The sequence below is a fragment of the Dictyobacter formicarum genome, from assembly GCF_016587435.1.
Genome location: NZ_BNJJ01000010.1, coordinates 64550 through 86851, shown reverse-complemented (window position 1 = coordinate 86851; position 22302 = coordinate 64550). Strand labels below are relative to the sequence as shown.

Below are 22302 nucleotides of genomic sequence, written 5' to 3'. Positions count from 1 at the left end.
TTCATACATATCCTCCTTCCAGCTACTAAAAAACATCATATAACACATTGAGTATACCAGAGTGGCAGCCATAAGGCAAACACAAATCTACATATATACGATTATTTACACGATAAAAACTCAAAATTTGTTCCTTTCCTTATACTCTTAGTGATGCTATAACATAGCAACTACAAAAATTGTGTGCTGTTACATGTGAGATGCGCGCAATTTTTTCGCTCATTCACACATTTTCATGGCAAAGGAGGTACGCACTATGGGCTATGGAGCTTTCATGACGGTCAAAAATGAGTTACCGACCCCGCTGCAATTATTTGTCGAGGATACACAATGTATGTATGACGGTGGGCAGGAGGGGTCAAATCTTTCGCTCTTCAACGATGTTGTCTTACAGTCAAACCAGATACTTCCTGCCAGCGGGCGGCAGTACATTGAGGCGAAAGCAAGTGGTGGATGCTTCCTCGAACCATCGTCCTTTACCCTTAACGCGTCGAATATCGGTAAGGTTACTATCGTCGAGAGCGGTAACAATTACTATGCTAACGATAATACGAATCCCGATTCTCTGAGCATCAATATCAACAACAGCGGCGATCAGGCTGTCATTACAGTTATCGTTCACATGTAATTCGGACTCTATACCATCTGGTATAGGGATAGTAAAGAAAAAGATAGAACATAATAGGAGTAAAATAGCATGAAAACGGCAACTCAGGATATCTCCTGCGCACTTGGCACCTCAACTGGCGGTAATTACTTGACTGATACTGTCAAGCAAGGCATCATGACGGCTGCTCAAGGTGGCGAGCACACTGCGGCCTATTTCAATAATCAGTTTACGGTTGGCAATTTCATAAACTGGCTGAACTCCGAGGGCGATAGTGCCTGGGTGATGGAAAATGACAAGGATGGTAATCCTGTGATCTGGGCGGCTCAACTGGGTGCCGCTCCCACCAATAATAAGGCGGGACGTCAGCAGCCAAAAAATTTGAAGGGGCTCAAGCTGGAGCAGGTCCTGGCGACGCCAAATGCAATCAGTATGGTGCTTCGCCCCATTGAGAACAAAAATGTGATCAGTGGCAAGGATCAACCATCTCAGTTTAACTGGAACGGCAAGAACTATAATGTGGTCGGCTCGATTACAGGTACGCTTAGCTATGATCAGCAGCCGCTCTGGTATGTTGATGTGCCTGTGGGCGTAATCGAGTTGGTTCCGATGAGTGCCTTAGCAAAGATTGCCTGGCCTGCTTTTGTCAAACCACTCCTTCAGGGCTTCTGGCGCGGCGTTAAATCATGCTTCTCAGGTGCACCCAAAGCCGCTGATCTAGCAGATATCGCTGGAGATGCAGAGGAGAGCGGTGAGGCGGCCGCCGTCGATAGCGAAGCTGTTGCCGAGGACGCTACGGTGAGCATGGGGGCCGGGGCCGCCGCTTTCTCATGCATGCTTGTCCTGGCGGCGATTCCTTTTATTATTGAAATTTTGTCCCACCCTTCCTACCATACTTTCAAGGTCTATAACCTCACCGACTACGATGTCAACTGGACGCCTCCTACTATTGATGAGGGGGCCATGAATGCGGCTCCGGTGAAATCTAGGGACTCCAGTGATTTTAACACGGTCATTCCCGCGCAGTCCTGGTTTTCGCCCGATCCTGATATAATCCCTCCTGTGCTCGTTGTGCACGAGGCTGACTTCAGTTTTGCCAGTGCCAGCGAATTTCATGGCCTGGAATATGCTATGAAATTCACGCTGACCAATCCTAAAAATAAAGATGCCGTTGTCGCTACGTCTGCGGTCGTCTTTGAGGTGCCGCTCAACACGCCAAACCAGCTTAACGTGACGTTCTCCCCTCCGAGTGACCTATCTGATCTCTTCGATCAACCCCGCTACCAGAAAACCCAGATGCAGGTGCAGAATAGCGGTGTGACACTTACGATCACCTTTGACTATCTCACTGGCCAGCATCCTACTCCCAGTGGGCAAAACGCCTATACCTATAATTCACTCGTCGTCTTCTCGTGATGCCGCTAGCTCGCAAAGGATGAATACAGAATCATGACAATGACGATTCCGTGTGTACTCGGTTCAGCCAGGCAAGGATTGCCGCTGACCGACCGTACAAATGTTATGTTGATGCAGGCCTTGTCCGGGGGCTCTAATACCGCCTCGTACTTTCAGAAGCAATATGCCCTTAAGCGCTTTGTCGCCTGGGTCAACGCTGGTGGCGCTGCTGTCTGGACAGCCGGTACGGATAATCAGGGTAATCCTATCTTCAGTGCGCAGCAGCCAAACAGTCCTCTGCGTATGCAGCTCTCGACGCTACCCGCGCAGCAAGTCTTGCACGGCCAGCAACCGCCACACCAGTTCACCTTTCAAGGACAAAGCTATAATGTTGTGGGGTCGCTCACTGGTACACTTTCCTACTCAACAGATCCATTATGGTACGTGGAGGTTCCTCTGGGGGTTGCGGAGGCTGTTCCTATCAGTCAGCTCGCCAGTATTGCCTGGGCGGGCCTGGTCAGGCCTCTTTTGCAAGGCTTCTTAAATGGTATCCGCTCCTGCTTTACTGCGCTAACTGAGGCAGGCGAAGTGACTGCTGAGATTACCGCTGATGCCGCCGCTGCGGCCGCTGAAGAGGCGTCAGTAGACGCGGTAGTGGTCGAAGATGTGGCGGTCAGTATGACGGCGGGCGTGGCTGCTTTCGCCGGCATTGCTCTGCTGGCTGCTATTCCCATTATCATCGAGCTGCTTGCGCACTCTTCCTACCACAGCATCAAGCTGTACAATCTTACCGACTATGACATCATCTGGTCGCCACCTTATCTCGATGAGGGTGTTCTTAATGCCGCGCCTGTCACTGCTCAGGGGGCGAGCAGCTACAATTTCGTTATCCCGGCCCGCTCGCTCTATTCTCCCGATCCGACTATTCCTCCCGTGCCGGTTGTACATGAGGCCGACTTTAGTTTTGTCAGTACCAGCGACTTCAAGGGTATTGGATACGCCATGCCGTTCACCTTTACTCCTCCCGCTCAACCTGGAAATATGTTGGCCACAACTTCTCTACTCTTCGATATTCCCTGGGCGGGCGACAATTCGCTCTACGTTACCTTTACGCCCCAACAGAGCCTGGCGCGCTTCTATAGCGAGTTCGAGGGCAAAAATACCCTGACACAGATGCGGTCACTACATAGTGTTCAGGGGCAACCGATTATCGCCACTCTTACCTACGATTACCTCAACTCTGAACATCCCGGACCCGATGGGCAGAGTGGCTACATCTACAACTCCCTCGTTGTTTTTGCGCCACTCGCGACATAATAGGTTCGGACAAACGTACCGGGAGCATAACCTCGTCTCCGATTTGTGCCCCCACCATGGGTTCGGACGAGCATGCCGGGGGCATGATCTCCTCGTCTCCGATTTGCGCCCCCATCATAGGTTCGGAGCTTGCCTCCGATTTGCTGCGTTACGCCCTATCTTGCGCTACCAGGCATAGCTTGATAGGGCGTAGAACATCTCTTGCAGCCCATGTGGATAGGCGTCGTCATAGTACCAGTCCGGTCCCTGTCCATGCCCATCGGAGAAGGCACAGTCGTTGCTGAATACATTGCTGGTATCGCAATAGCTGGCCTGAGCATTCTGCACGGTCGAGGGGTCGTGAATTGCGCCGCCGTGGTTATAGCAGGCTACACTGGATGAGCCTTCGTACCAGACTTTGTGGTTGGCGCTCATCATGAGCGAGCTATTGCCGACCAGGGTGTCACAGTGACTGCCGACAACGGTCCAGTCGGTATTGCCGCCGCTATTGGGATGCTGGGCGTGGGCACTCAGGTCGCGCATGAAACCGCTGTTCCAGTTCATTTCCTGTCCCTGCGTGCAGTTGGCACAGGCTAGCGAGGCTCCGAAAACTCCGTTGTGGGGAGTATTAAATGTGATGGCGTCAGTGACGGTGCCGATGGTGGTGGGCATCCAGGGCATATGCTGCTCTGCCAGTTCCATCGTGTGCCTGATGATCAGTCCACCCATGCTATGCCCGACCAGGATCTCTGACCAGTTGCGCTGCCCAAAATTATAGAAGAGGTACCAGGCAAACAGACAGCCGAGGTGGTCGAGGCTCTCATTATTGGTGCCGTCGTTGGTGTTGGCCATGCTGACGCAGTGGACATGGTAGAGGGGATCGTGCAGGTCTGCCGTATAATGGCTGATGGAGTTTTGTTCGTTCCCGTTGCTGGCACACTCGGAACCATCCGGCTTCACCTCTTTATTATAGTAGCTGATCTGTCGGAAGTCGCCTCGCCAACGAGCGGCCAGAAAACTGGCGGCGTCTCGCCAGTAGCTATCACACGCCGGCATCGTTCCGCTGCCGTTGGGAGCTGAACCAAACAGACCATCCCCTCCGTTCAATCCATGCACAAACACCACACTGGTCCCGTTATACATAGCACGCGGCGCCGTGGTCTGTGCTTTCTCCTTCAATTGCACATGCATTGGACCCACAGTACTGGCATGAGGCTTCTGTGTGGCCGGTGCGCTCGCCCTGGCCTGCGCGGCCCCGGACGAACTGTTCGCCCCCCACAACACTGAAACAACACACACCAGAGCTACCAGAAAAAAAATAACGCGGAAGCGAGCAGGGCTGGCAAATAAAGCTTTTAAGTGGCGCATAATGATCAGAAATCCTTTCTGTCCCATTTAAATGCAAAGCTTATACAGTACAAAAAACGGGAATTGTTCAGGTTTTTGCGCCATCCCTTGATGTGAAAAAACACAATCCGGACGAAGTTTTTCCGCTTTTGGTGGTAGAGTAGGCATAGATATATATTGAAGGCGTAATGTTTGAGAACCAGGTACGAAAGGATAAAACATCATGGATAAAGCTACTTTTGTAACCACGCTGGTGGAGCAGCGCGGGGAGTGGGAGGCGCTGCTGGCGCGCTTCGATGTGGAGACGATGCGGCTGTCCGGAGCGGCCGGGAAGTGGTCGGTCAAAGATGTGGTGGCACACGTGGCGTGGAGCGAACACGAGATGGTGCCCGTCATGCAGTCGCATGTGCTATCGGGCTCGGAACTATGGAACGTATCAGAGGATGAGCGCAATGAGGTCGTCTATCAGCAAAATGAGGCTCGCTCGCTGCAAGAGGTGGTAGCGGATGAGCAAAAGATCTATGCTCAATTTCTCCAGGCGGTTCAGGAGCTAAGCGAGGAGGATTTTCACGATCCCCGGCGCTTCAAATATATGCCCGCCGACTGGGTGCCCTGGCAAATCTTTGCGGGCTGCTCTTTCAAGCACTACGAGGACCACATGCCCTCACTCCAGGCCTGGCTGGTGCGCCGTGGTCCGGCTTCTTCCGAGGAGTAGCAGCTCTGTGCTTGCGCTCCCGCTTAAAGTCAAGCATAATTGGAAAACCATAAAGTAGGAGCATAGATTTCCTGGCCTGACACGCAGCTCCTATTGTCGCGGCCCGCGTGTGGTGGTTCCACACGCGGACTTTTATCGAACTCCTCCGTCTCCAAGCTCGTCCCGAAAAATTCGGGGCGTCTCATGTTGGGCTCTCCGTTATACACCACTCAAGGAAAGCGATGGCGAACAACGCTGACTATTACCACGAACCGTCGCGATCAGTGATCGGGGTTGGCCAGAATTCGGGGGCGATCACGTAGACGGTGCCGTTCGAGGCGTTCAACCAGAGTTGCTGGAAGATCGCACGCGGATAGACAATCTCCACACCTGCATCACTCGTAGTACCCCCCATAGCTGGATCGTTGGCGATCACATCACCCTTGGAGGTGAAGCCACGCACAACCATCAGGTGGCCCTGAGTGCTGTAGGTAGCGCCGGGCAGTTGGCCGGGGCCAAAGGCAATACTGATGACAATCGGCACGCCAAGTTTGACCCACTGCTCGATCTGGCTCAATGAGTACATACGCGTCACAAAGGCGTGGATGTTCCCGAACTCGGAGGCATACGCCGTGTTATTCGGCCAGTTACCCGTTCCCTGATACGTGAAGTCGTACGTGCCCTTCGCTGCATCTGGTACGGTCTGCGTCAGATTTTGCTGATGCAGAATAGTGGACCAGTAGGCCATAACCATGCTGGTCGACGTCGGGCTGCACCAGACGTCGCCGCCGCCGCCATAGCCCAGATTCCGGTACTGGTCCAGGTTCTGTGAACGCTGCGGCACCGCCAGATTGATGCCCCAGGTGGACGTATCGGGAGCGATGTCTGGCACGTGGGTGGAGTTGGGTGCATCATAGTCGGCGATTACGCCAAAGTGATGGATCACCGGGCTCACGCCGGGCTTCGTCGTGAAGAGCGTGATCCCAATCTGATAGGCAGTAGCGACGGTCTGCGCGTAGAACGTATCGGTCGCCACGCCACCGGTTTTGTCGAACTGCCCATCAACGCTGTGGCGCTGAATTGTGCTGAAGTCGCTGGCCCAGATTGGCAGATCGTACCAGTGTGTCCATTGGCCACGCTCCAGAATGCGCACGTGGACTTCCATCCAGGTGCCATCCTGTGTCGTCGCATCCCAAGAAGCGATAATCGTCGTGACAGGATTCGTCGTCGTGTGAACCGGCGAAACAAACGTGCCATAGGAGAAGCTACCACCGTTGTAGTAGTTCATCCCGCCATTGTAGGTGCCCGCAGCCATCGGATCTCTGCCGGAGCAGAGCTTTGTCTGAGCGTCGTAGCTGGTCGCACCGCCATCGATGTCGCTGGCAGCACAGGTGAGATTGGCGTGCGGATCAAGCTGGACCCGCGAGCCAAAGGGAGCGGGGTAAGCAGCAACGCCATTATTCGTCCAGCCCTGAAAATCCCCGAAGTTGTTTAGCGCCCAGAACTCGTTATACTGCTGGTGCGGATCAACGGTCGCGGCATGCGCGTCAGGTGTAGTCTGCTGTACGCAGAGCGTCACGCCGCACAGTATGAGGAGCAGACATAACGAAAGAGCACCACGGAAATACGTTCGCCTGCCGAGCCGCGGGGAGGAAAAGTGGACCATCCTTAGTCCTTCCTTTCTCAAGAAGAAATGGTAACGAGAGAACATCCATTGACCTATAATAGATAGTGTTACCATCTATACATGTTCATAAGTATACTATGTATTACTCGCGGTAATCTAGTGACCCATTGAAAAGAGGGTGGTATACGGGGTGGCCTGCACGGGAGGCAGCTTCGTGATGAACGTCGTTGACGGATCGTCGAGCGTAAAGTCGAGATAAGACGTCTCATGAACTCAAACGGTTCCTTGCAGAAACATGACATTTTTGTTTGCTTGTTGACTTTTAGAGTACAGATAGATATTCTTTGAAATGGAGCATTGATGAGCTGAATTAAGTCCTTTCTTTCGGAGTTGATTGCATGTCGAGCCGCCACAACCGCAGCTGGCCATACAACGGTTCCCGTAACGGTGGCAACCGCACTGGCCTGGCCCAGGGGATTACTATGCCCTTTTTAGCTGCGTGTGCCTGCCTGCCGACTGTCTCTCTGAACTCGCTGTGCTTCGAGCGATAAGTTAAACCGCGACTCCCACCGGCATACGCACTGGGCGTAGCCGGTGATGAGATATGTGGAATTGCTTCTTCCCCGATGCAATAGAGCTTCTCCCGCGCCATCTTTTCACATAACGGCTTCGCCTCAGCTGTTTTTTTGTCCAGCTAATGAAAACAGAGGAGGAAACGATGACTCTCCGACAACTCTTGCGCTCACTGCGAGCGCGCAATTCACCTGAGCAGGTGAATTGGCGGCAGTATATGGTCCTCTGGCGTACTTACCTGGGTCCACAGCGTTTGAGGGTGGCCCTGATGGCGCTCTTCCTGCTGGCCAGTATTGCTCTGCAGTTGCTGGGGCCGCAGCTCATTCGCCTGTTTATCGATACGTTTCAACAGCATGCGGGCCAGCAGGTGCTGGCGTTGATCGCCCTGGGCTATCTTGGCATCGCAATTGGCGGTCGCCTGGTATCGGCGCTGGCCAGCTATCTTTGCGAGGATGTGGGCTGGCGCGCGACCAATCGGCTGCGTGAGGATCTGGCGCAGCACTGTCTGCAGCTCGACCGCTCCTTTCACGGTCAGCACACGCCAGGCGAGCTCCTTGAGCGCATCGATAGCGATGTTGATGTGCTAGCCAACTTCTTCTCACAGTTCGTTATCCAGGTCATCGGTAGCGGCATCCTCATGCTGGGCATCCTGATTCTGATGGGACGCGAGAACCTGTGGTTTGGCCTGATTTTAGGTGCCTACATTGTATTGAGTATCTTCGTTTTTGCGCGCATCCAGCGCCTCTCCCGGGCACCCTACAAGCGGCATCGGCAGGCCCAGGCAGCCCTGAGCGGCTTCTGGGGCGAGGTGTTGCAGAGCCTGGAGGATATCGCTGCCAGTGGAGCCGCGCGCTACATTCTGCTTCGCTATTTCAGTCTGCAGCGCCAGGAGAACCGCGCCGAGCTGACCAGCATCTATTGGTGGGCAGGCCTTGAGACTGTGGGGATAGCAATTGAGCTGTTGAGTACGCTGCTTATGCTGGTACTGTGCGGCTACTTTTTTGTGCGGGGCGCGCTCACGGCTGGCACATTGGTCTTGCTTTTGAGCTATACCGCCCAGTTGTTGGATCGTACATTTGACCTGACCGATCAATTTGGTTCGCTGCAGGAGGTAACGGCCAGCATTGAGCGCATCAACGAGATCTATCACACAACGAGCCGGGTTCAGGATGGGCCGGGCGTGGTTTTTCCGGCCGGAGCGCTCGCCATTGCCTTTGAGTCCGTGGCCTTTCAGTATGAGCCAGATCGACCAGTCTTGCACGACATCTCGTTTGAGGTTGCGCCAGGCGAAGTTGTCGGCTTGATCGGGCGCAGCGGTAGCGGGAAATCTACGCTGATCCGGCTGCTGTTGCGCTTCTATGATCCAGAGACTGGCAGCGTGCGGGTGGGAGGGAACGACCTGCGGCAGGCGAAGCTAGATGAGTTGCGCGGCCGTGTGGGATTGGTGACGCAGGAGGTGCAGCTTTTCCGCGCCAGCTTGCGCGCGAACCTGACCTTCTTCGACGACGCTATTGCGGATCAGCGCATCCTTGCAGCTATCGAGGAGCTGGGCATCATGCCATGGTATACGCGCCTGCCGAGAGGACTGGATACCGAGCTGGCAGGCAATGGCTCCGATTTCTCCGCTGGCGAGTCTCAATTACTGGCCTGCATCCGCGTCTTCCTTAAGGACCCGCAACTCATCATTCTAGACGAGGCAACCTCGCGGCTGGATCCTCTGACCGAGCAGTTGATTACACAGGCGATCGAGAAATTGTTGATCGGACGTACTGCGATCATTATCGCCCATCGCCTGCAAACAGTGGAGCGGGTGGACCGCATTATGGTTCTCGAAGCCGGGCACATCGTGGAGTACGACCAGCGCAGCGTGTTGCGCAATCGGCCGGACTCACGCTATGCCCAACTACTCACAATGTCCCATCCGGAGGAGATGCTGGCATGAAAACATACACCTTTCTGGCGCGCCTGATCCGAGCCTCACGGGGCAGCTATCTACTGGCGATCCTGCTGCAGTTTCCCCGACGCCTCTTGCTTCTGGCACCTGGCCTTATTATCCAGCAGATCATCGATGGCCTGACGCATGGTATGCAGCTTGACCTGCACTTCTGGACGCTCATCGGGCTGTTCTTCGGCCTCATGCTGACGCGCATGGCTGCCTTGATGCTGGTCCAGATCAGTGAGCGCTTCCCGATCTTTACCATCGAGCGTCTCCTGCGCAAGAATTTGCTGGAACACCTGCTACGCCTGCCAGGAGTTGGCCGCCTTCCCTATGCAGCAGGCGACATCGTGAATCGCCTGCAGGAAGAACCCGCCAGCCTGGGACACTTTCTGGTAATGGGTGCCTTTGTGGCTGGCATGATGGTCGAAACAGTAGTGGCCCTGACTATTATGGCTCGCATCAACCTCCAGCTGACCGTGATCGCGGTTCTACCCTTGCTGCTCGGGAACGTTGTGGTCAACGCCTTCGGCGGACGCATCGAGCACTATCGACGCCTCAACCGCGCGGCGGCCAGCGACGTCAGCAGCTATCTGCTAGAGATGCTGGGGACCGTGCAGGCCATCCAGGTTGCCGGGTCTACAGCCAGCGTCGTCAACCACTTTCGCTCTTTAAACCAGCGACGACGCCAGGCCTCGCTGCGCGAGAACATCCTCAGCAACACGGTCCTGGGCATTTTCGGTAGCGGCATCTCAAATGTCGGGATCGGCCTGATCCTCTTGCTGGCCGGCAGCGCCCTGCAGAGTGGACACTTCACCATCGGCGATTTCACCTTGTTTGTTGCCTATATGAGGAACCTGACTCGCTTCAGTAGCGAGGTCATTGGGATGATCGCCGGCTACCGGCGCGCCGGGGTGGCTCAACAACGGCTCACTGAATTGATGATCGGTGGCACGCCCGAACAACTGCTGCAGCCTGGCCCGCTCTACCAGCGCGGCCCCCTGCCAGAGGTCCCGCCTATTGTCCGCCGCAGCGAAGATCGTTTGGAGCAGTTGGAGATCCGCAACCTCAGCTACTACTATCCCGGAACTACCCACGGCATCAGTGGCATCAACCTGACCATTCGGCGCGGCCAGATTGTTGTCATCACGGGGCGCATCGGGTCGGGGAAGACCACGCTACTGCGTGCCCTGCTCGGGCTGTTACCGGGACAGGAGGGCGAGATTTATTGGAATGGCCAGCTGGTCGCTGATCCAACCAGCTTCTTTGTGCCACCCCGTAGCGCCTATACCCCTCAGTCACCCGGATTGTTCAGCGCCAGCCTGCGGGAAAACATCACCCTGGGCCTGCCTCTGGATGACGAGGAAGTTCGCGCTGCCTTACACCGGGCCGTCATGGAGCACGACGTAGAGAAGCTACCACAAGGCTGGGATACGCTGGTAGGGCCGCGAGGATTGAAGCTATCGGGCGGCCAGGTTCAGCGCACTGCTGCCGCCCGCATGTTCGCACGCCAGGCTGAACTGCTGGTCATCGACGATCTCTCAAGTGCACTGGATATAGAGACCGAACGCCTGCTCTGGCAGCGCCTCTTCTCCGACCGCTCAACCACCTGCCTGATCGTCTCGCACCGCCAGCACGTCCTGCGCCAGGCCGACCACCTGCTCGTCCTTAAAGACGGCCAGATCGAAACCCAATACAACCCCACAACCGACGCCCTCCCACCCCCACCCCCATAGGTTCGGAGCTTGCCTCCGATTTGCCCCACCGTGTGTGGGGCACGTACCCGGGCGTTCCGTCCCTCGTGGTAAAACACCTCCCCATATGCCGTACCCAAATGCAACCTTCCCCCGTACGGTATCGCCTTCAATAGAACGTTATCATACGGGAAGGAAAATCGGAGGCAAGCTCCGAACCTATGGGGTTTTCCGTGTTTCATGCGGCTTCGCAGTTATGCCTGCTTGTTTTCTGCCAGGAAGGGAGTAAGCGCTGGCAGCAGTAGATCAGTGCGGAAATTAATGTTGTAATGAGTACCCCCTGGCAAGATGGCGAGTTGCGATGGGATCATATTTGCGCCGTCCCAGCCAGCGTCTTTCAAGCCGCCGCCAAGGAGGTTGAAAAACTCTACCGCATGCGCGGGAGGCATCCCATCAGAGTCGCCGGCAATTATCAGGATGGGCGACTTCAAAGCAGCAACCGATGCACTCCAATCATAGTCCTGACCCAGGGCCCCATTCATCTGAGAGACCAGGCGCGTAAAATCTTCTGGTTTTGGCGCAACGCTTACATAGGCATCATAGAGGGGCGTATTGCGCAAGAACTCAGCAGAGTTGGACTTCATGCCCACCTGCATCTCGGGATGCCAGCCCGCACGCTTGAACGGCGCGGAGATAAGCACGAGCTTGTTGACGCGCTCTGGATGGCGAATGGCGGTCTGCAGGGCGACAGCACCACCAAGAGAGAAGCCAAGGACATCGGCCTTTTCGAGTCCGAGATATTCAATCAGGCCAGCGATATCGTCGGCCATGGACTCAAAGCTCATGGGGCGATCGGTCAGGGCGGTTCGTCCATGTCCATACATATCTACACCGATCACCTGGTGGTTCGCCGTCAGCGCGGAAGAGAGAGCAGCAAACATCGTGGCAAAGGTGCCAAAGCCACCGTGCAGCATGACCAAAGGCTTACCAGTGCCATGCACCTCATAGTACAGATTGATACCGTTTACAGCAGCGTATTTCCCTGCAGGCTGATTCGCATTGGTCGTCATAATAAATACCCCTTCAATTTTAATTTTGTAAACCCTACTTATCTACCTATTCTTTTTGAGCTGAGAAAAAGCGGAAAAGCACAGCCTCTCAATTGACAATTGCTGATTCTTCAGGTACTGTTTCTTCAAATATTGCATATCTAGTAAGGACCCATACCGAGCAACATTCCAGCAAGCAACTCGAGGATATATCAGCCCTGTTTACACTGGGGAAAGGTGGTCAATCATGGTCAATCTGAAAGTGCTTTTTGCCCAACTGGTCTATCTCGTTTTGTTTTTTAGTGTGCCCCTGTTCCTCGCGGCGGGTACCATCGCCTGGCCTGCTGGCTGGACCTTTCTCGTGCTCTTCTTCGCGTTCGTGTTCTCCCTGACTTACTGGCTCTACAGGCACAATCCCGGCCTGCTTACCGAACGCATGACGGTGAGCAGGTCCGATCAAAAATCCTGGGATAAGATAGGCATGACGTTCTTGTATGCCGCCTTCCTGGGTTGGTTGATCCTGATGCCGCTGGATGCGGTGCGCTTCCGCTGGTCGCATGTGCCAACCTGGCTCCAGGTCGCGGGCGCGCTCATGCTGATTGGTTCCTTCTGGCTCTTCTATGCCACCTTCCGCGAAAACTCCTACCTCTCGCCCATGGTGCGCATCCAGAGCGATCGCGGCCAGACCGTCGTCTCAACCGGACCCTACCACTACGTGCGCCATCCCATGTATGCCGCCGCCCTCTGCTTCCTACTTGGCGGCGCCCTCCTGCTAGGCTCCTGGTTCGGCCTGCTGGCGGCACTGCTCCTCATCATCATGATCGCCATCCGAGCCGTATTTGAGGAACGCACCCTCCAACAAGAACTGCAGGGCTATTCCGACTACAAAACACACGTCAAATACCGCCTCATCCCCTACATCTGGTAACCAACATGTGCCTGGGCCGCCTGGGCGCATGCGGTGGAACTCCCACCGCATGCGCCCACGAACATTTACACTGGCCGTATACTCAATATGCTAGGGATGCGTCCACGTATACCAACTGGTATCGTATTGCAGCCCTGCCTTCTGGTAGGTGAACGAGTACTGGAGCGTCTGGCCTGCGTTCAGGCCGTTCACGGTATACTCCCAGCGCGCGGTGCCGCTATTATATGTCATCTGGACATTCTGCTGTACCTGGCCGGGAACGATATAGTGCAAGATAACGTAGCCAGCTGTCCAGCCGCAGGGTTGGAACCAGGGTAGGGCCGTGCTGGACCCGGTGCTAACGACGTTCTGCGTGAAGGTGCCGGAGCAGCCTGAGGGCGTCGGGGACGGCGTCGGCGTCGGCGTCGGAGTTGTGCCATTGAGCGTGTAGACACGGACGTAGTCAATCAGCATGGGGACACCGGACTGCGTGGAAGCCGTTGGATTCCCGGGCCAGCCACCACCCATGGCGACGTCGTAGATGATGAAGAAGCCGTGATCGATGGCGTTGGCCCAGGTGGTGGGATCCATGCCCGGATCGTTGGAGTTGACGTGCCAGAACTCTACACCGTCCAGGTACCAGCGTACCTGCTCGGGCGAGGTGCGGCGATCGATCTCGGTACGGTACGTGTGGTACGCGGCCTGGCAGGTCGTGGGCGTACAGGGCGTGTGGCCGCCGCGACCAGAGCTCTCGTTACAGGGACCGCCGGGATTGACGCCGCAGTGTAGCGTGCCATACTCCATGTTGGTGCCGTTGATGCTTTCCATGAAGTCGATCTCGCCGACGCTCGGCCAGGTGCCGCCGCTGCGGAAGGGCGCGCCCAGCGACCAGAAGGCGGGCCAGTAGCCCTGAGCCGCCGCGCCCGTGACGTTGGGCAACTGGATCGAGGACTCGAAGGCCACCTCGCCACCAACGGGCGCCGCGAAGTTCGAGGGCTGCGTCTCAATGCGCCCCGAGGTCCAGTTTCCATTGCCATCGCGGATAGGCTTGATCGCCAGGTGCCCGTTGCCATCCAGATAGACATTGTTGGTGCTATTCGTCATCGTCTCAATCTCGCCCGTCCCCCAACCTGTGCCTGTATCGTATTTCCAGTTTGTGGTATTGACACCTGTACCAGCAGCGCCATTGAATTCATCGCTCCAGGTGAGATTCCAGGACGCGGCCCTGGCGCTTGGAATGGCGCTTGATGGCGCAAAACTCAGGGCGGCCAGCCCCAACATGACAATAACGAACAGCGTGGTGAACAAGAGGAGGCGCCGCTTGCGCGACAGCAGGGAGTCATTGACCGGTTCCCTATGTGGAAAGATCTGCATTGATCGCTCCTTTCAGATCAACTACCTCAAAATATAAAAGCACACAACTCTTACTCATCAAGACAAAAAGATAGCCTGACAACAGTATGTATACTCTTCAGTAAGCAAATCGTCTCTGTTGTCTGTGGTCTAATTCGGTCGTAAACGCTGGCTAAAAAGAGCCACTAAGGGCTGCTGATAGGCTGCTGGTTGAGAACACGACTCGATGCTCTCTGTACAAGGGTGGTTGCTAGCTGAATACAGGGTGGATCGGCGAAATAATCCTGTGTCGGGGCACCTCCTGATGTCTGCCGCCCATTTTTCGGCGGCTGCTTCTCATTCTTTCTATCAATCATGGTTAAGAGCAGGTCGATAGCTGTACGCCCTATGTCGGTGAACGGCTGGCGAATAGTGGTGAGCGGGGGACTCGTGTGGGCTGAGATGATGTAATCATCAAAGCCGACAACAGCAATATCTTCTGGAATGCTGACTCCCTGCTCTTGCGCAACTTCCAGGAAGCCATAGGCCATCTCATCGTTACTAATAAAGATGGCGGTCGGCCAGGTGCTTCTGTCGCGCGCGAAAAGCAGGCTGGCGCAGTGGCAGCCACCACTCTGTTTAAAGTTGCCATGGAAGAGTAGATTGGAATCGGGAGTGATGCTGGCATCGTGCAGAGCCTGGCAATAGCCCTGATAGCGTTCAGCCGCACAATGATAGCTGGCAGGTCCCTGGATATGCGCGATGCGTGTGTGACCGCACTCCAGCAGATGTTTGGTTGCTTCATATGCGCTGACCAGATTATCAATGCCAACCCACGGCGTGCCCGCTGGCTCCTCCTGGTCGTCGATCATCACCAGGGGCAGACCCTGCTGAAAATGAGCGACCAGCTGCCGCGCCAGCCCACCAGGAAAAATTGCCAGCAGGCCCGAGATCATGCGCATCGCCAGGATACGGTTCAGCACATCGGCATGATTGCGTTGATTGCCGATGCAATAAAGGACGATTTCATAGGGTGAGTCTTCGAGGTATTCAGCCACGCCGCGCATGATTTCAGGCATCGCCGGCCAGTTCAATGGGGGAGCCAGCACGCCAATCAGCTGCGTGCGGCCACCGGCCAGCACCGTCGCGGTAATGTTGGGAACGAAATTGTACTCCTGCACCACTCTCATCACCCGCTCACCCAGCACCGGATCAACGGACGGATTGCGATTCAGGACACGCGAAACGGTAGCCTTGGAAACACCCGCGAGCCGTGCAATATCCTGGATAGTCAGCCTTCCCTGCATCTCTCCTGGCATACGACGCTCCTGCATCATTGCTATGTAGGTGCGCCCCTTGTGAGCGCTTATAACTAAAATTCACCTCAATAGCCAAGAACCAGTTTTGCACAAAAAACGTAACATAGAAACCGGTTTCTGTCAAGGTCGCCGCTCGACAATGCTCCCCATAGGTTCGGCCCTTGCGGCCGATTTCTCCCTCGCCGCTCGACAATGCTCCCCCGTAGGTTCGGCCCTTGCGGCCGATTTCTCCCTCGCCACACGCTCACGCTCCAGAAGACGCGCAATCAAAAATATTCCCTTTCAAACGGTTGCAGCACATCGATGACAATCAGCACTACAAGTATGCATATGGGAAAGACGAGAGCGGTCAAGGCGAGCCGTAGTTCAAGGACGCCACCGCAGATAGCGCCGATCAAATAAGATATCCACAGGCCGCTTAGTAGGAAGAAGTGGCGCGCTGATGCCTGGTGCACCGGTGTGCGTATGACTTGCAGCACAGACTGCTCCGCTAGCTGCTGGCGCAGCCAGGGCAGGTATTGGGCCAGGGCGTTGGCCCAATTGCTCAACACACCCGTCACAAAAGTTGTACTGATGTGCTCGCCCCTGGCCCGCCGTACAGTTGCCGTCTGCAAACCCATCGCCAGCGTAAGCAGGGTCGTGCAGACATAAAAGATCCATGAATCGAGGGGGCGCACACTCCCACCCTGAAAAGAGCGGCTACCAACCAGAAGAAAAGCCAGCAGAAAGATCACTTCCAGAGCAAAAATGATGGCGAAGGGGGAGCGAATGTGCCAGGGCCTTGTCAGCGTCAGCATGAGGAAGCCCAGCATATTACCTACGAAGAACATAATAATTGGGAACCCGCTATGCAGCGCGGCAGGCCAATCCAAACGGCCCAGGGCTACGCCGGTCGCCATGCTATTGCCGCTCATAAACGAGGCCCCCAGCTGTTGCAGAACCAGGAAACCAATCGCGTCGCTGAATGCGGCCACCCAGGCCAGCAGAAATGCTGCCCATATACGCTCGAACCTTACATGTTGCTGCATAGTTCTCTCCATCGACACAGCTTGACACGCCACTATCAAAGCAAGTGGTCATCCCTTTTCCAGATTTTGGCAGCGTCAATAGAATACGCTAACAATAGCACTATTTTTGATTGAGAAAGGTTCTACAAATGGAGAAACGTGCGACTTTTATTGCCATGATACGCCCCACCCGCTCCGGCTTTACGGAAGAAATGTTGCCCGCAGAGGCAGAGGCAATGCAAGCGCATTTTGCCTTCATGGACCAGGCAGTCCAGGAAAGAAAATTCTATCTGATCGGACCCTGCCTCGACCGCGCCTTTGGCATCTCGATCTTTGAGGCGGCGTCGTTAGAAGAAGCCCATGAAATGATGCAGCACGACCCCTGCGTCACGCGTGGCGTCATGAGCTATGAGGTTCACCCCTACCACATCAGCTACTTCGACGGCGCCGAAGTCACGGAAACCCCTTGATCGCGCCCCTCTTATTTTGTTGACAGGCATGGACACTCTATGGTAAAATATGCCCATGAAGTTAAGCCAGTATGCCAAACAACACGGCATCTCCTACAAAACGGCATGGAGATGGTATAAAGCAGGACACCTCGATGCCTATCAAACAGCAACGGGGACCGTGATCGTGCGCGATCAACCAGCGGTCGCTCCCCCGACGGGGCGTATTGCTTTGTATGCGCGGGTGTCCTCTGCTGATCACAAAGAAGATCTGGCGCGTCAGATGGAGCGTTTACGCACCTATGCGCTCGCACGTGGGTATCAGGTCGCCAAAGAAGTGACAGAGATCGCCTCCGGGCTCAACGATCAGCGCCCGAAGTTGAGCAAGCTCTTGCAAGATCAGAGCCTGGGGACGATTGTGATTGAGCACCGTGATCGCCTGACGCGCTTTGGCTATCACTATATTGAACAGTTACTGGCCAATGAAGGCAGGCGCGTCGAAGTCATTTTCCCTGGCGACACCACCGATGATCTGGTCGATGATTTTGTGAGCGTGATCACCAGTATGGCTGCCCGCATCTATGGTCGGGGCAACAGCAAACGTCGGGCGGCGCAGATCAAAGCCTGTATTGAGAAGCAGATGGAGGAAGAAGAAGCATGACGCTCGTCGTGCGCGGGTACCAAACGGAGCTCAAGCTCAACAATGCGCAAAGGACCGCCTGCCTCAAGCATGCGGGTGCTGCCCGCTATGCATACAATTGGGGCCTGCGCCGCTATCAAGAAGAGCGGGCGGCCGGGCGCAAAGCGCCCAACGCGATGAGCCTGCATAAAGAACTCAATGCCCTCAAGCAAACAGAACTGCCCTGGATGTATGAGGTCAGCAAGGCCGCGCCTCAAGAAAGCTTGCGAGATCTGGAGAAAGCGTTTCGACACTTCTGGAAGCGCTGTCAACGCAAGAAGCAGGGGACGTTTCGTGGCAAGCTCGGCTTTCCTCGCTTCAAGTCGAAAAAACGCGGCATTGGCAGTTTCCGCTTGACTGGTGCCATTCATATCGGTGAGAACTGGATACAACTCCCACGCTTAGGCACGCTCCGTCTCAAAGAACGCGGCTATCTTCCCACCACAGCGGTGAACATTCTCTCTGCCACCGTGTCGGAACGGGCCGGGCGCTGGTATGTCTCGGTACAACTTGAAGAGGAACACGCCGAGCCAGGGATCGCACTCGGAGAGACGATCGGGATCGATGTAGGGATCAAAGCGCTGGCGACGCTCTCGGATGGTCGTGTGTTTCCCAACCCGAAAGCGCTCGGATCGCATCTCAAGCAACTCAAACGGCGCTGCCGTCAGCATGCTCGTAAACAGCAGGGCAGCAAAAATCGGCAGAAAGCGGCGCGCAAGCTCGCTCGGTTGCATGCCCATATTGCCAACCTCCGCAAAGACACGTTGCACCAGGTGACCTCGCTGATTGTCGCGAAAACCAAGCCAGATCAGGAGCGCCCGACGTGTATCGTGCTGGAGGATCTACAGGTGAGTGGCATGGTCAAAAATGGGAAGTTGAGCAGAGCCATCACGGACGTGGGATGGTCCGAGTTTCGCAGGCAACTAGCATATAAAGCGAAACAGGTGGGCTCGCTGGTCTACACCGTGTCTCGATGGGAGCCTTCGAGCAAGACGTGTTCGTGGTGTGGCTGGATTGACGAGGATCTCATGCTGTCCGATCGCCTCTTCCATTGTGCGGAGTGCGGCTACGTGATCGATCGCGACTTGAACGCTGCCATCAATCTCGCACTCAAGGCGGCAGGATAACGAAGAGGAGTACGGCAAGTTCTGCCGGAATGCAAGCCTGTGGACAGAGGAGCGCTGGCTTGCTCGTGAGAGCAAGTGAAACTGCCCTGGATGAAGCAGGAAATGAACGCTGAGTATGGCGTGTCCATATTTGGGTAAGTTTCATAGAACGGCTATCACTTCCCGTTCTTTACGATTCTGAGCCTCATGAAAGTATAAAAAAACTGTAGCAATTTTCGGGCCAGGTATGCGATTTATAAAACAAAAAAACGAAGAAGGTCAGCATATGGCTGACCTTCTTCGTTTTTTTGAACGTTTGCTTTATTCTGCTGGATAGCGGAACTTAGTAGCGCTCACTCCGATAGTTCGAGTTCGAGTATCGGTCTCTGCGCTGGAAACCTCGGCCTCCCGACGTCTGGCGCTCACGCGCCTCGCTGACAGTGATCGTGCGGTTTCCTACCATGGTTCCATTCAGGCGCTCAATGGCATATTGTCCATCTTCAGTGGAACCCATTTCGACAAAACCAAAGCCTTTGCTGCGCCCTGTCTCACGATCGATAATGACCGTGGCCTCGACAACTTGTCCGGCCTGTGAAAAAATGTCTACAAGTTCTTGCTCGGTTGTTTGATAGGGAAGTCCCCCAACATATAATCTCATACTTATTTACTCCTGTGTGGACATCTTTCTACTCATTGTTGCCCGGAGAAACCATTTCCCACAGAAGCGATCCAATTCTTTGCGATGTCATATACTTATATAAACACGCAGGCCAGATGGCTTATTCCCCACATCTTCAAATGTAATGCACTTGGCAAACCTGGCGCGGAAGAGTATCCTTGTGACAAAAAAAGAGGGACAGATTATGATGATCCAGACCGGTCTCTGGCAGGCACAGGCTATTCAAGATCTGGTGGCTTTGTTCGAGGCGCATGAGGCGGTTCGGGCCCTGCTGTTGAAAGGCTCCTGCGCCAATCCTACGATCGAGGCAGATACGTGGAGCGACGTCGATGTCACCATTGTGGTGGCGGATGGGACCCTGGGGGAGTTCTTCCCCTCCCTGCACTGGCTGGCGCCGCTGGGCGAGGTGTACACGTTTAGCCAGTCGTCTAACGGCTATATGAATACCACACGCGTATGCTTTACCGATTTCCGGCGCTTCGATTGCGCGTTTGTGGAGGAGTCGGCCTTCGAGGCTCATCCCCTCCAGAGTGAGGCGCTCCGACCGCTCTTTTCGCGTTCATCCCTGGTAGACGAGGCGCTGGACAGGGCTACGTTCGGACCACTGCCAGCTTCGGAACTGACGCAGGAGCAGTTTGAGCAGATGTGCAACGATTTCTGGTTCAAGGGCATGCTGACGACCAGCAAGGTTATGCGCGGTGATCTGTTGATCGCGACCCACCTGGCTCTGGAGCTGCTGCAGGATACCTGTGTGCTGGCGATGGTGTTGCGTGATCGAGCTACCGGCACCAGCCATCATCGCGCTGGCGGACAAGGAAACGCCTTCATCGCTCAACTGGATGCCGCACCGCCACATCCCTTTACCGCCGCTGGCATCCTCGACAGCGTCCAACAAAGTTGCGTGCTCTTTGACGACCTGGGCCAACAATGGTCACCGGATTACCACGAGCAGCGTCATCCTCTGCTCGCCTGGATCAGCTTTGCCCGCGAGATGCTGGCAGGGCGCGCCGAATAGCAGCCACTATGGCGCCTCGCCTCGGTTGCCACGCACCAACATCTCAATCGTGCAACTGTGTTTGTTTAAGGCTATACGAAATCAGCGTGCTTCGGCTTCGCTGACTCCGGATTGCTCGGTCGGCTGCCAGGTAGCCAGGTCAACCTCCTGCTGCTGGCCGGTTACCATGTTCTTGACTTCGTGCCCTTTTTCGCCATAGGGTAAGAACCAGGCGTATGGGATGCCTTTGCGTGAGGCGTAGCGCAGTTGCTGCGCCTGCTTGATTGGCGTTGGATACATTTCGACGTTGAGGCCACGCTCACGCAGTGTTCTGGCGGCCTGGACCGCTTCGGCGCGCCGCTCTTCCGAGGGAAAAACGACCAGCACCTGCGTGGGACTCTTTGGCCCGATCTGTAATTTCTGTTCGGCCAGCAGTTTGGCCAGAAGACGCGTCAGGCCGATGGAGATACCAACACCGGGCAGTTTGCGGCTGATAAATGAGCCGGTCAGGTCGTCGTAGCGTCCCCCCGAACAAATGGTGCCAAATGCGGGGAAATCCGCTAGCTTGCCTTCGTAGACGGTTCCGGTGTAGTAGTCGAGGCCACGAGCGATCGACAGGTCGGCCAGCATGACGCCTTCAGGAACATGTCTCAACTCGTTCATGACGAACTGGAGCTCTTCCAGTCCCTGGTCGAGTAGCTCGGATTGCACTCCTAGCTCGCGCACGCGCTCTACAAAAGAGAGGTCGGACGTGCAGATCTTGCCAATCGCCAGGCAGCGCTCCGCCAACTCTTCCGACATGCCAAGCTGCTCCTGCAGCTGTACCCGGACTCCGTCATGGCCGATTTTATCGAGCTTGTCGACGATGCGGAGTACAGGAATAGTGTCCTCAATGCCTAGACCCTCGAAGTATCCTTGCAGCACTTTGCGATTATTGATGTGCATCTGAAAATTCTGGACGCCCAGGCGCTTGAATATCTCATACACAATCACTGGCATTTCGGCATCGAAGTGCTGGGGAACGGTATTGTTGTTGATGACATCGATGTCGCACTGATAGAACTCGCGGTAGCGCCCCTCCTGTGGCCGCTCGCCGCGCCAGACGCGCTGGATCTGGTAGCGCTTGAAAGGGAATACCAGGTCATTGTAGTGCTCAGCCACGTAGCGCGCCAGGGGAACCGTGAGATCGTAATGCAGTCCGAGACGCGCCTCGCTCTTGTCTCCCTCGCCTTGCAGCCGCTTGATGACATATATCTCTTTGTCCGTTTCGCCCTTGGCTAAGAGGGCGTCGATCTCTTCTACGGATGGAGTCTCGATTGAGCAGAATCCGTAACTCTCAAAAGTTCGTCGAATCTCGTCCAGCCATTGCAGTTCGACTATGCGTTGCTCCGGCAACCACTCGACGAAGCCACTCACTTTGGTCATACCACTACCTCTATGCTCTATGTATTTTTGAGCCTATTCTAGACCGTTTACTGCTTCCTGGCAAGATAGGTATGTTATCTCTACCTTACACGTTACGCACAAATATTTTTGTGGTAGAAAAAGAAAGAAAAATGCATCCATCTATGAGAACAACAACCTGCCGATCATTTCCCCACCTTGACAAATG

At 55.2% G+C, this 22302-nt stretch carries 20 protein-coding genes; 12 read left to right on the top strand and 8 right to left on the bottom strand.

Going from position 1 to position 22302, the window contains the following annotated elements:
* Positions 1 to 256: 256 nt before the first annotated feature.
* The 3 genes from JMI88_RS18430 (at position 257) to JMI88_RS18420 (ending at position 3319) form a co-directional block, all read left to right on the top strand.
* On the top strand, positions 257 to 628 hold the full coding sequence (locus tag JMI88_RS18430) for a hypothetical protein (protein ID WP_201363401.1): 372 nt from the start codon (positions 257 to 259) through the stop codon (positions 626 to 628).
* Between the two features lie 69 nt (positions 629 to 697).
* Positions 698 to 2023: a hypothetical protein gene (locus JMI88_RS18425; RefSeq protein WP_201363400.1), complete on the top strand. Its 1326-nt coding sequence runs from the start codon at positions 698 to 700 to the stop codon at positions 2021 to 2023.
* Between the two features lie 33 nt (positions 2024 to 2056).
* Positions 2057 to 3319 (top strand): hypothetical protein, encoded by a 1263-nt coding sequence (locus tag JMI88_RS18420; protein ID WP_201363399.1) that lies wholly within the window; start codon positions 2057 to 2059, stop codon positions 3317 to 3319.
* A 165-nt stretch (positions 3320 to 3484) separates the two neighbouring features.
* On the opposite strand, the gene JMI88_RS18415 is transcribed toward JMI88_RS18420, so the two are convergent.
* A complete protein-coding gene (locus JMI88_RS18415) occupies positions 3485 to 4666 on the bottom strand; it encodes an alpha/beta hydrolase (protein WP_201363398.1) in 1182 nt (393 codons plus the stop codon).
* A 202-nt stretch (positions 4667 to 4868) separates the two neighbouring features.
* On the opposite strand from JMI88_RS18415, the gene JMI88_RS18410 reads away from it, so the two are divergent.
* Positions 4869 to 5360, top strand: a complete 492-nt coding sequence (locus tag JMI88_RS18410) for a DinB family protein (RefSeq protein ID WP_201363397.1) — start codon at positions 4869 to 4871, stop codon at positions 5358 to 5360.
* Positions 5361 to 5601: 241 nt separating this feature from the next.
* On the opposite strand, the gene JMI88_RS18405 is transcribed toward JMI88_RS18410, so the two are convergent.
* Positions 5602 to 7005: a C39 family peptidase gene (locus JMI88_RS18405; protein ID WP_201363396.1), complete on the bottom strand. Its 1404-nt coding sequence runs from the start codon at positions 7003 to 7005 to the stop codon at positions 5602 to 5604.
* Positions 7006 to 7364: 359 nt separating this feature from the next.
* Between JMI88_RS18405 and JMI88_RS18400 the strand changes: the two genes are divergently transcribed.
* From JMI88_RS18400 to JMI88_RS18390, 3 genes are all read left to right on the top strand, one after another.
* Positions 7365 to 7517: a hypothetical protein gene (locus JMI88_RS18400; RefSeq protein ID WP_201363395.1), complete on the top strand. Its 153-nt coding sequence runs from the start codon at positions 7365 to 7367 to the stop codon at positions 7515 to 7517.
* A gap of 167 nt (positions 7518 to 7684) precedes the next feature.
* On the top strand, positions 7685 to 9481 hold the full coding sequence (locus JMI88_RS18395) for an ABC transporter ATP-binding protein (protein ID WP_201363394.1): 1797 nt from the start codon (positions 7685 to 7687) through the stop codon (positions 9479 to 9481).
* On the top strand, positions 9478 to 11211 hold the full coding sequence (locus JMI88_RS18390) for an ABC transporter ATP-binding protein (RefSeq protein WP_201363393.1): 1734 nt from the start codon (positions 9478 to 9480) through the stop codon (positions 11209 to 11211). Before JMI88_RS18395 ends, JMI88_RS18390 begins: the two co-directional genes overlap by 4 nt.
* A 212-nt stretch (positions 11212 to 11423) precedes the next feature.
* On the opposite strand, the gene JMI88_RS18385 is transcribed toward JMI88_RS18390, so the two are convergent.
* Complete coding sequence (locus JMI88_RS18385; protein ID WP_201363392.1) at positions 11424 to 12239, bottom strand: alpha/beta fold hydrolase; 816 nt, start codon at positions 12237 to 12239, stop codon at positions 11424 to 11426.
* A 226-nt stretch (positions 12240 to 12465) separates the two neighbouring features.
* On the opposite strand from JMI88_RS18385, the gene JMI88_RS18380 reads away from it, so the two are divergent.
* Positions 12466 to 13146 (top strand): methyltransferase family protein, encoded by a 681-nt coding sequence (locus JMI88_RS18380; protein ID WP_201363391.1) that lies wholly within the window; start codon positions 12466 to 12468, stop codon positions 13144 to 13146.
* 90 nt (positions 13147 to 13236) lie between these two features.
* On the opposite strand, the gene JMI88_RS18375 is transcribed toward JMI88_RS18380, so the two are convergent.
* The 3 genes from JMI88_RS18375 to JMI88_RS18365 all read right to left on the bottom strand — a co-directional run bounded on the left by JMI88_RS18375 (position 13237) and on the right by JMI88_RS18365 (position 16804).
* Positions 13237 to 14499 (bottom strand): glycoside hydrolase family 16 protein, encoded by a 1263-nt coding sequence (locus JMI88_RS18375; RefSeq protein ID WP_201363390.1) that lies wholly within the window; start codon positions 14497 to 14499, stop codon positions 13237 to 13239.
* Between the two features lie 164 nt (positions 14500 to 14663).
* Positions 14664 to 15776 (bottom strand): LacI family DNA-binding transcriptional regulator, encoded by a 1113-nt coding sequence (locus JMI88_RS18370; protein ID WP_201363389.1) that lies wholly within the window; start codon positions 15774 to 15776, stop codon positions 14664 to 14666.
* Positions 15777 to 16042: 266 nt separating this feature from the next.
* Positions 16043 to 16804 carry a YoaK family protein gene (locus JMI88_RS18365; RefSeq protein ID WP_201363388.1) on the bottom strand — a complete coding sequence of 254 codons (762 nt, stop codon included), beginning with the start codon at positions 16802 to 16804 and terminating at the stop codon, positions 16043 to 16045.
* Positions 16805 to 16932: 128 nt separating this feature from the next.
* Between JMI88_RS18365 and JMI88_RS18360 the strand changes: the two genes are divergently transcribed.
* The 3 genes from JMI88_RS18360 to JMI88_RS18350 are packed head-to-tail and all read left to right on the top strand — an operon-like array spanning position 16933 to position 19038.
* Positions 16933 to 17253, top strand: coding sequence for a YciI family protein (locus JMI88_RS18360; protein WP_201363387.1), 321 nt, complete (start codon positions 16933 to 16935; stop codon positions 17251 to 17253).
* A 55-nt stretch (positions 17254 to 17308) separates the two neighbouring features.
* A complete protein-coding gene (locus JMI88_RS18355; RefSeq protein ID WP_236022962.1) occupies positions 17309 to 17893 on the top strand; it encodes an IS607 family transposase in 585 nt (194 codons plus the stop codon).
* A complete protein-coding gene (locus tag JMI88_RS18350) occupies positions 17890 to 19038 on the top strand; it encodes an RNA-guided endonuclease InsQ/TnpB family protein (RefSeq protein ID WP_201363385.1) in 1149 nt (382 codons plus the stop codon). Before JMI88_RS18355 ends, JMI88_RS18350 begins: the two co-directional genes overlap by 4 nt.
* A 322-nt stretch (positions 19039 to 19360) precedes the next feature.
* Here JMI88_RS18350 and JMI88_RS18345 read toward each other — a convergent pair whose 3' ends face one another.
* Positions 19361 to 19675 (bottom strand): RNA recognition motif domain-containing protein, encoded by a 315-nt coding sequence (locus JMI88_RS18345; protein ID WP_201363384.1) that lies wholly within the window; start codon positions 19673 to 19675, stop codon positions 19361 to 19363.
* A gap of 181 nt (positions 19676 to 19856) precedes the next feature.
* Here JMI88_RS18345 and JMI88_RS18340 point away from each other — a divergent pair, with 181 nt between their 5' ends.
* Positions 19857 to 20711 carry an aminoglycoside 6-adenylyltransferase gene (locus tag JMI88_RS18340; protein WP_201363383.1) on the top strand — a complete coding sequence of 285 codons (855 nt, stop codon included), beginning with the start codon at positions 19857 to 19859 and terminating at the stop codon, positions 20709 to 20711.
* 81 nt (positions 20712 to 20792) lie between these two features.
* Here JMI88_RS18340 and hisS read toward each other — a convergent pair whose 3' ends face one another.
* Positions 20793 to 22115 carry a histidine--tRNA ligase gene (hisS, locus tag JMI88_RS18335; protein WP_201363382.1) on the bottom strand — a complete coding sequence of 441 codons (1323 nt, stop codon included), beginning with the start codon at positions 22113 to 22115 and terminating at the stop codon, positions 20793 to 20795.
* Positions 22116 to 22302 lie beyond the last annotated feature (187 nt).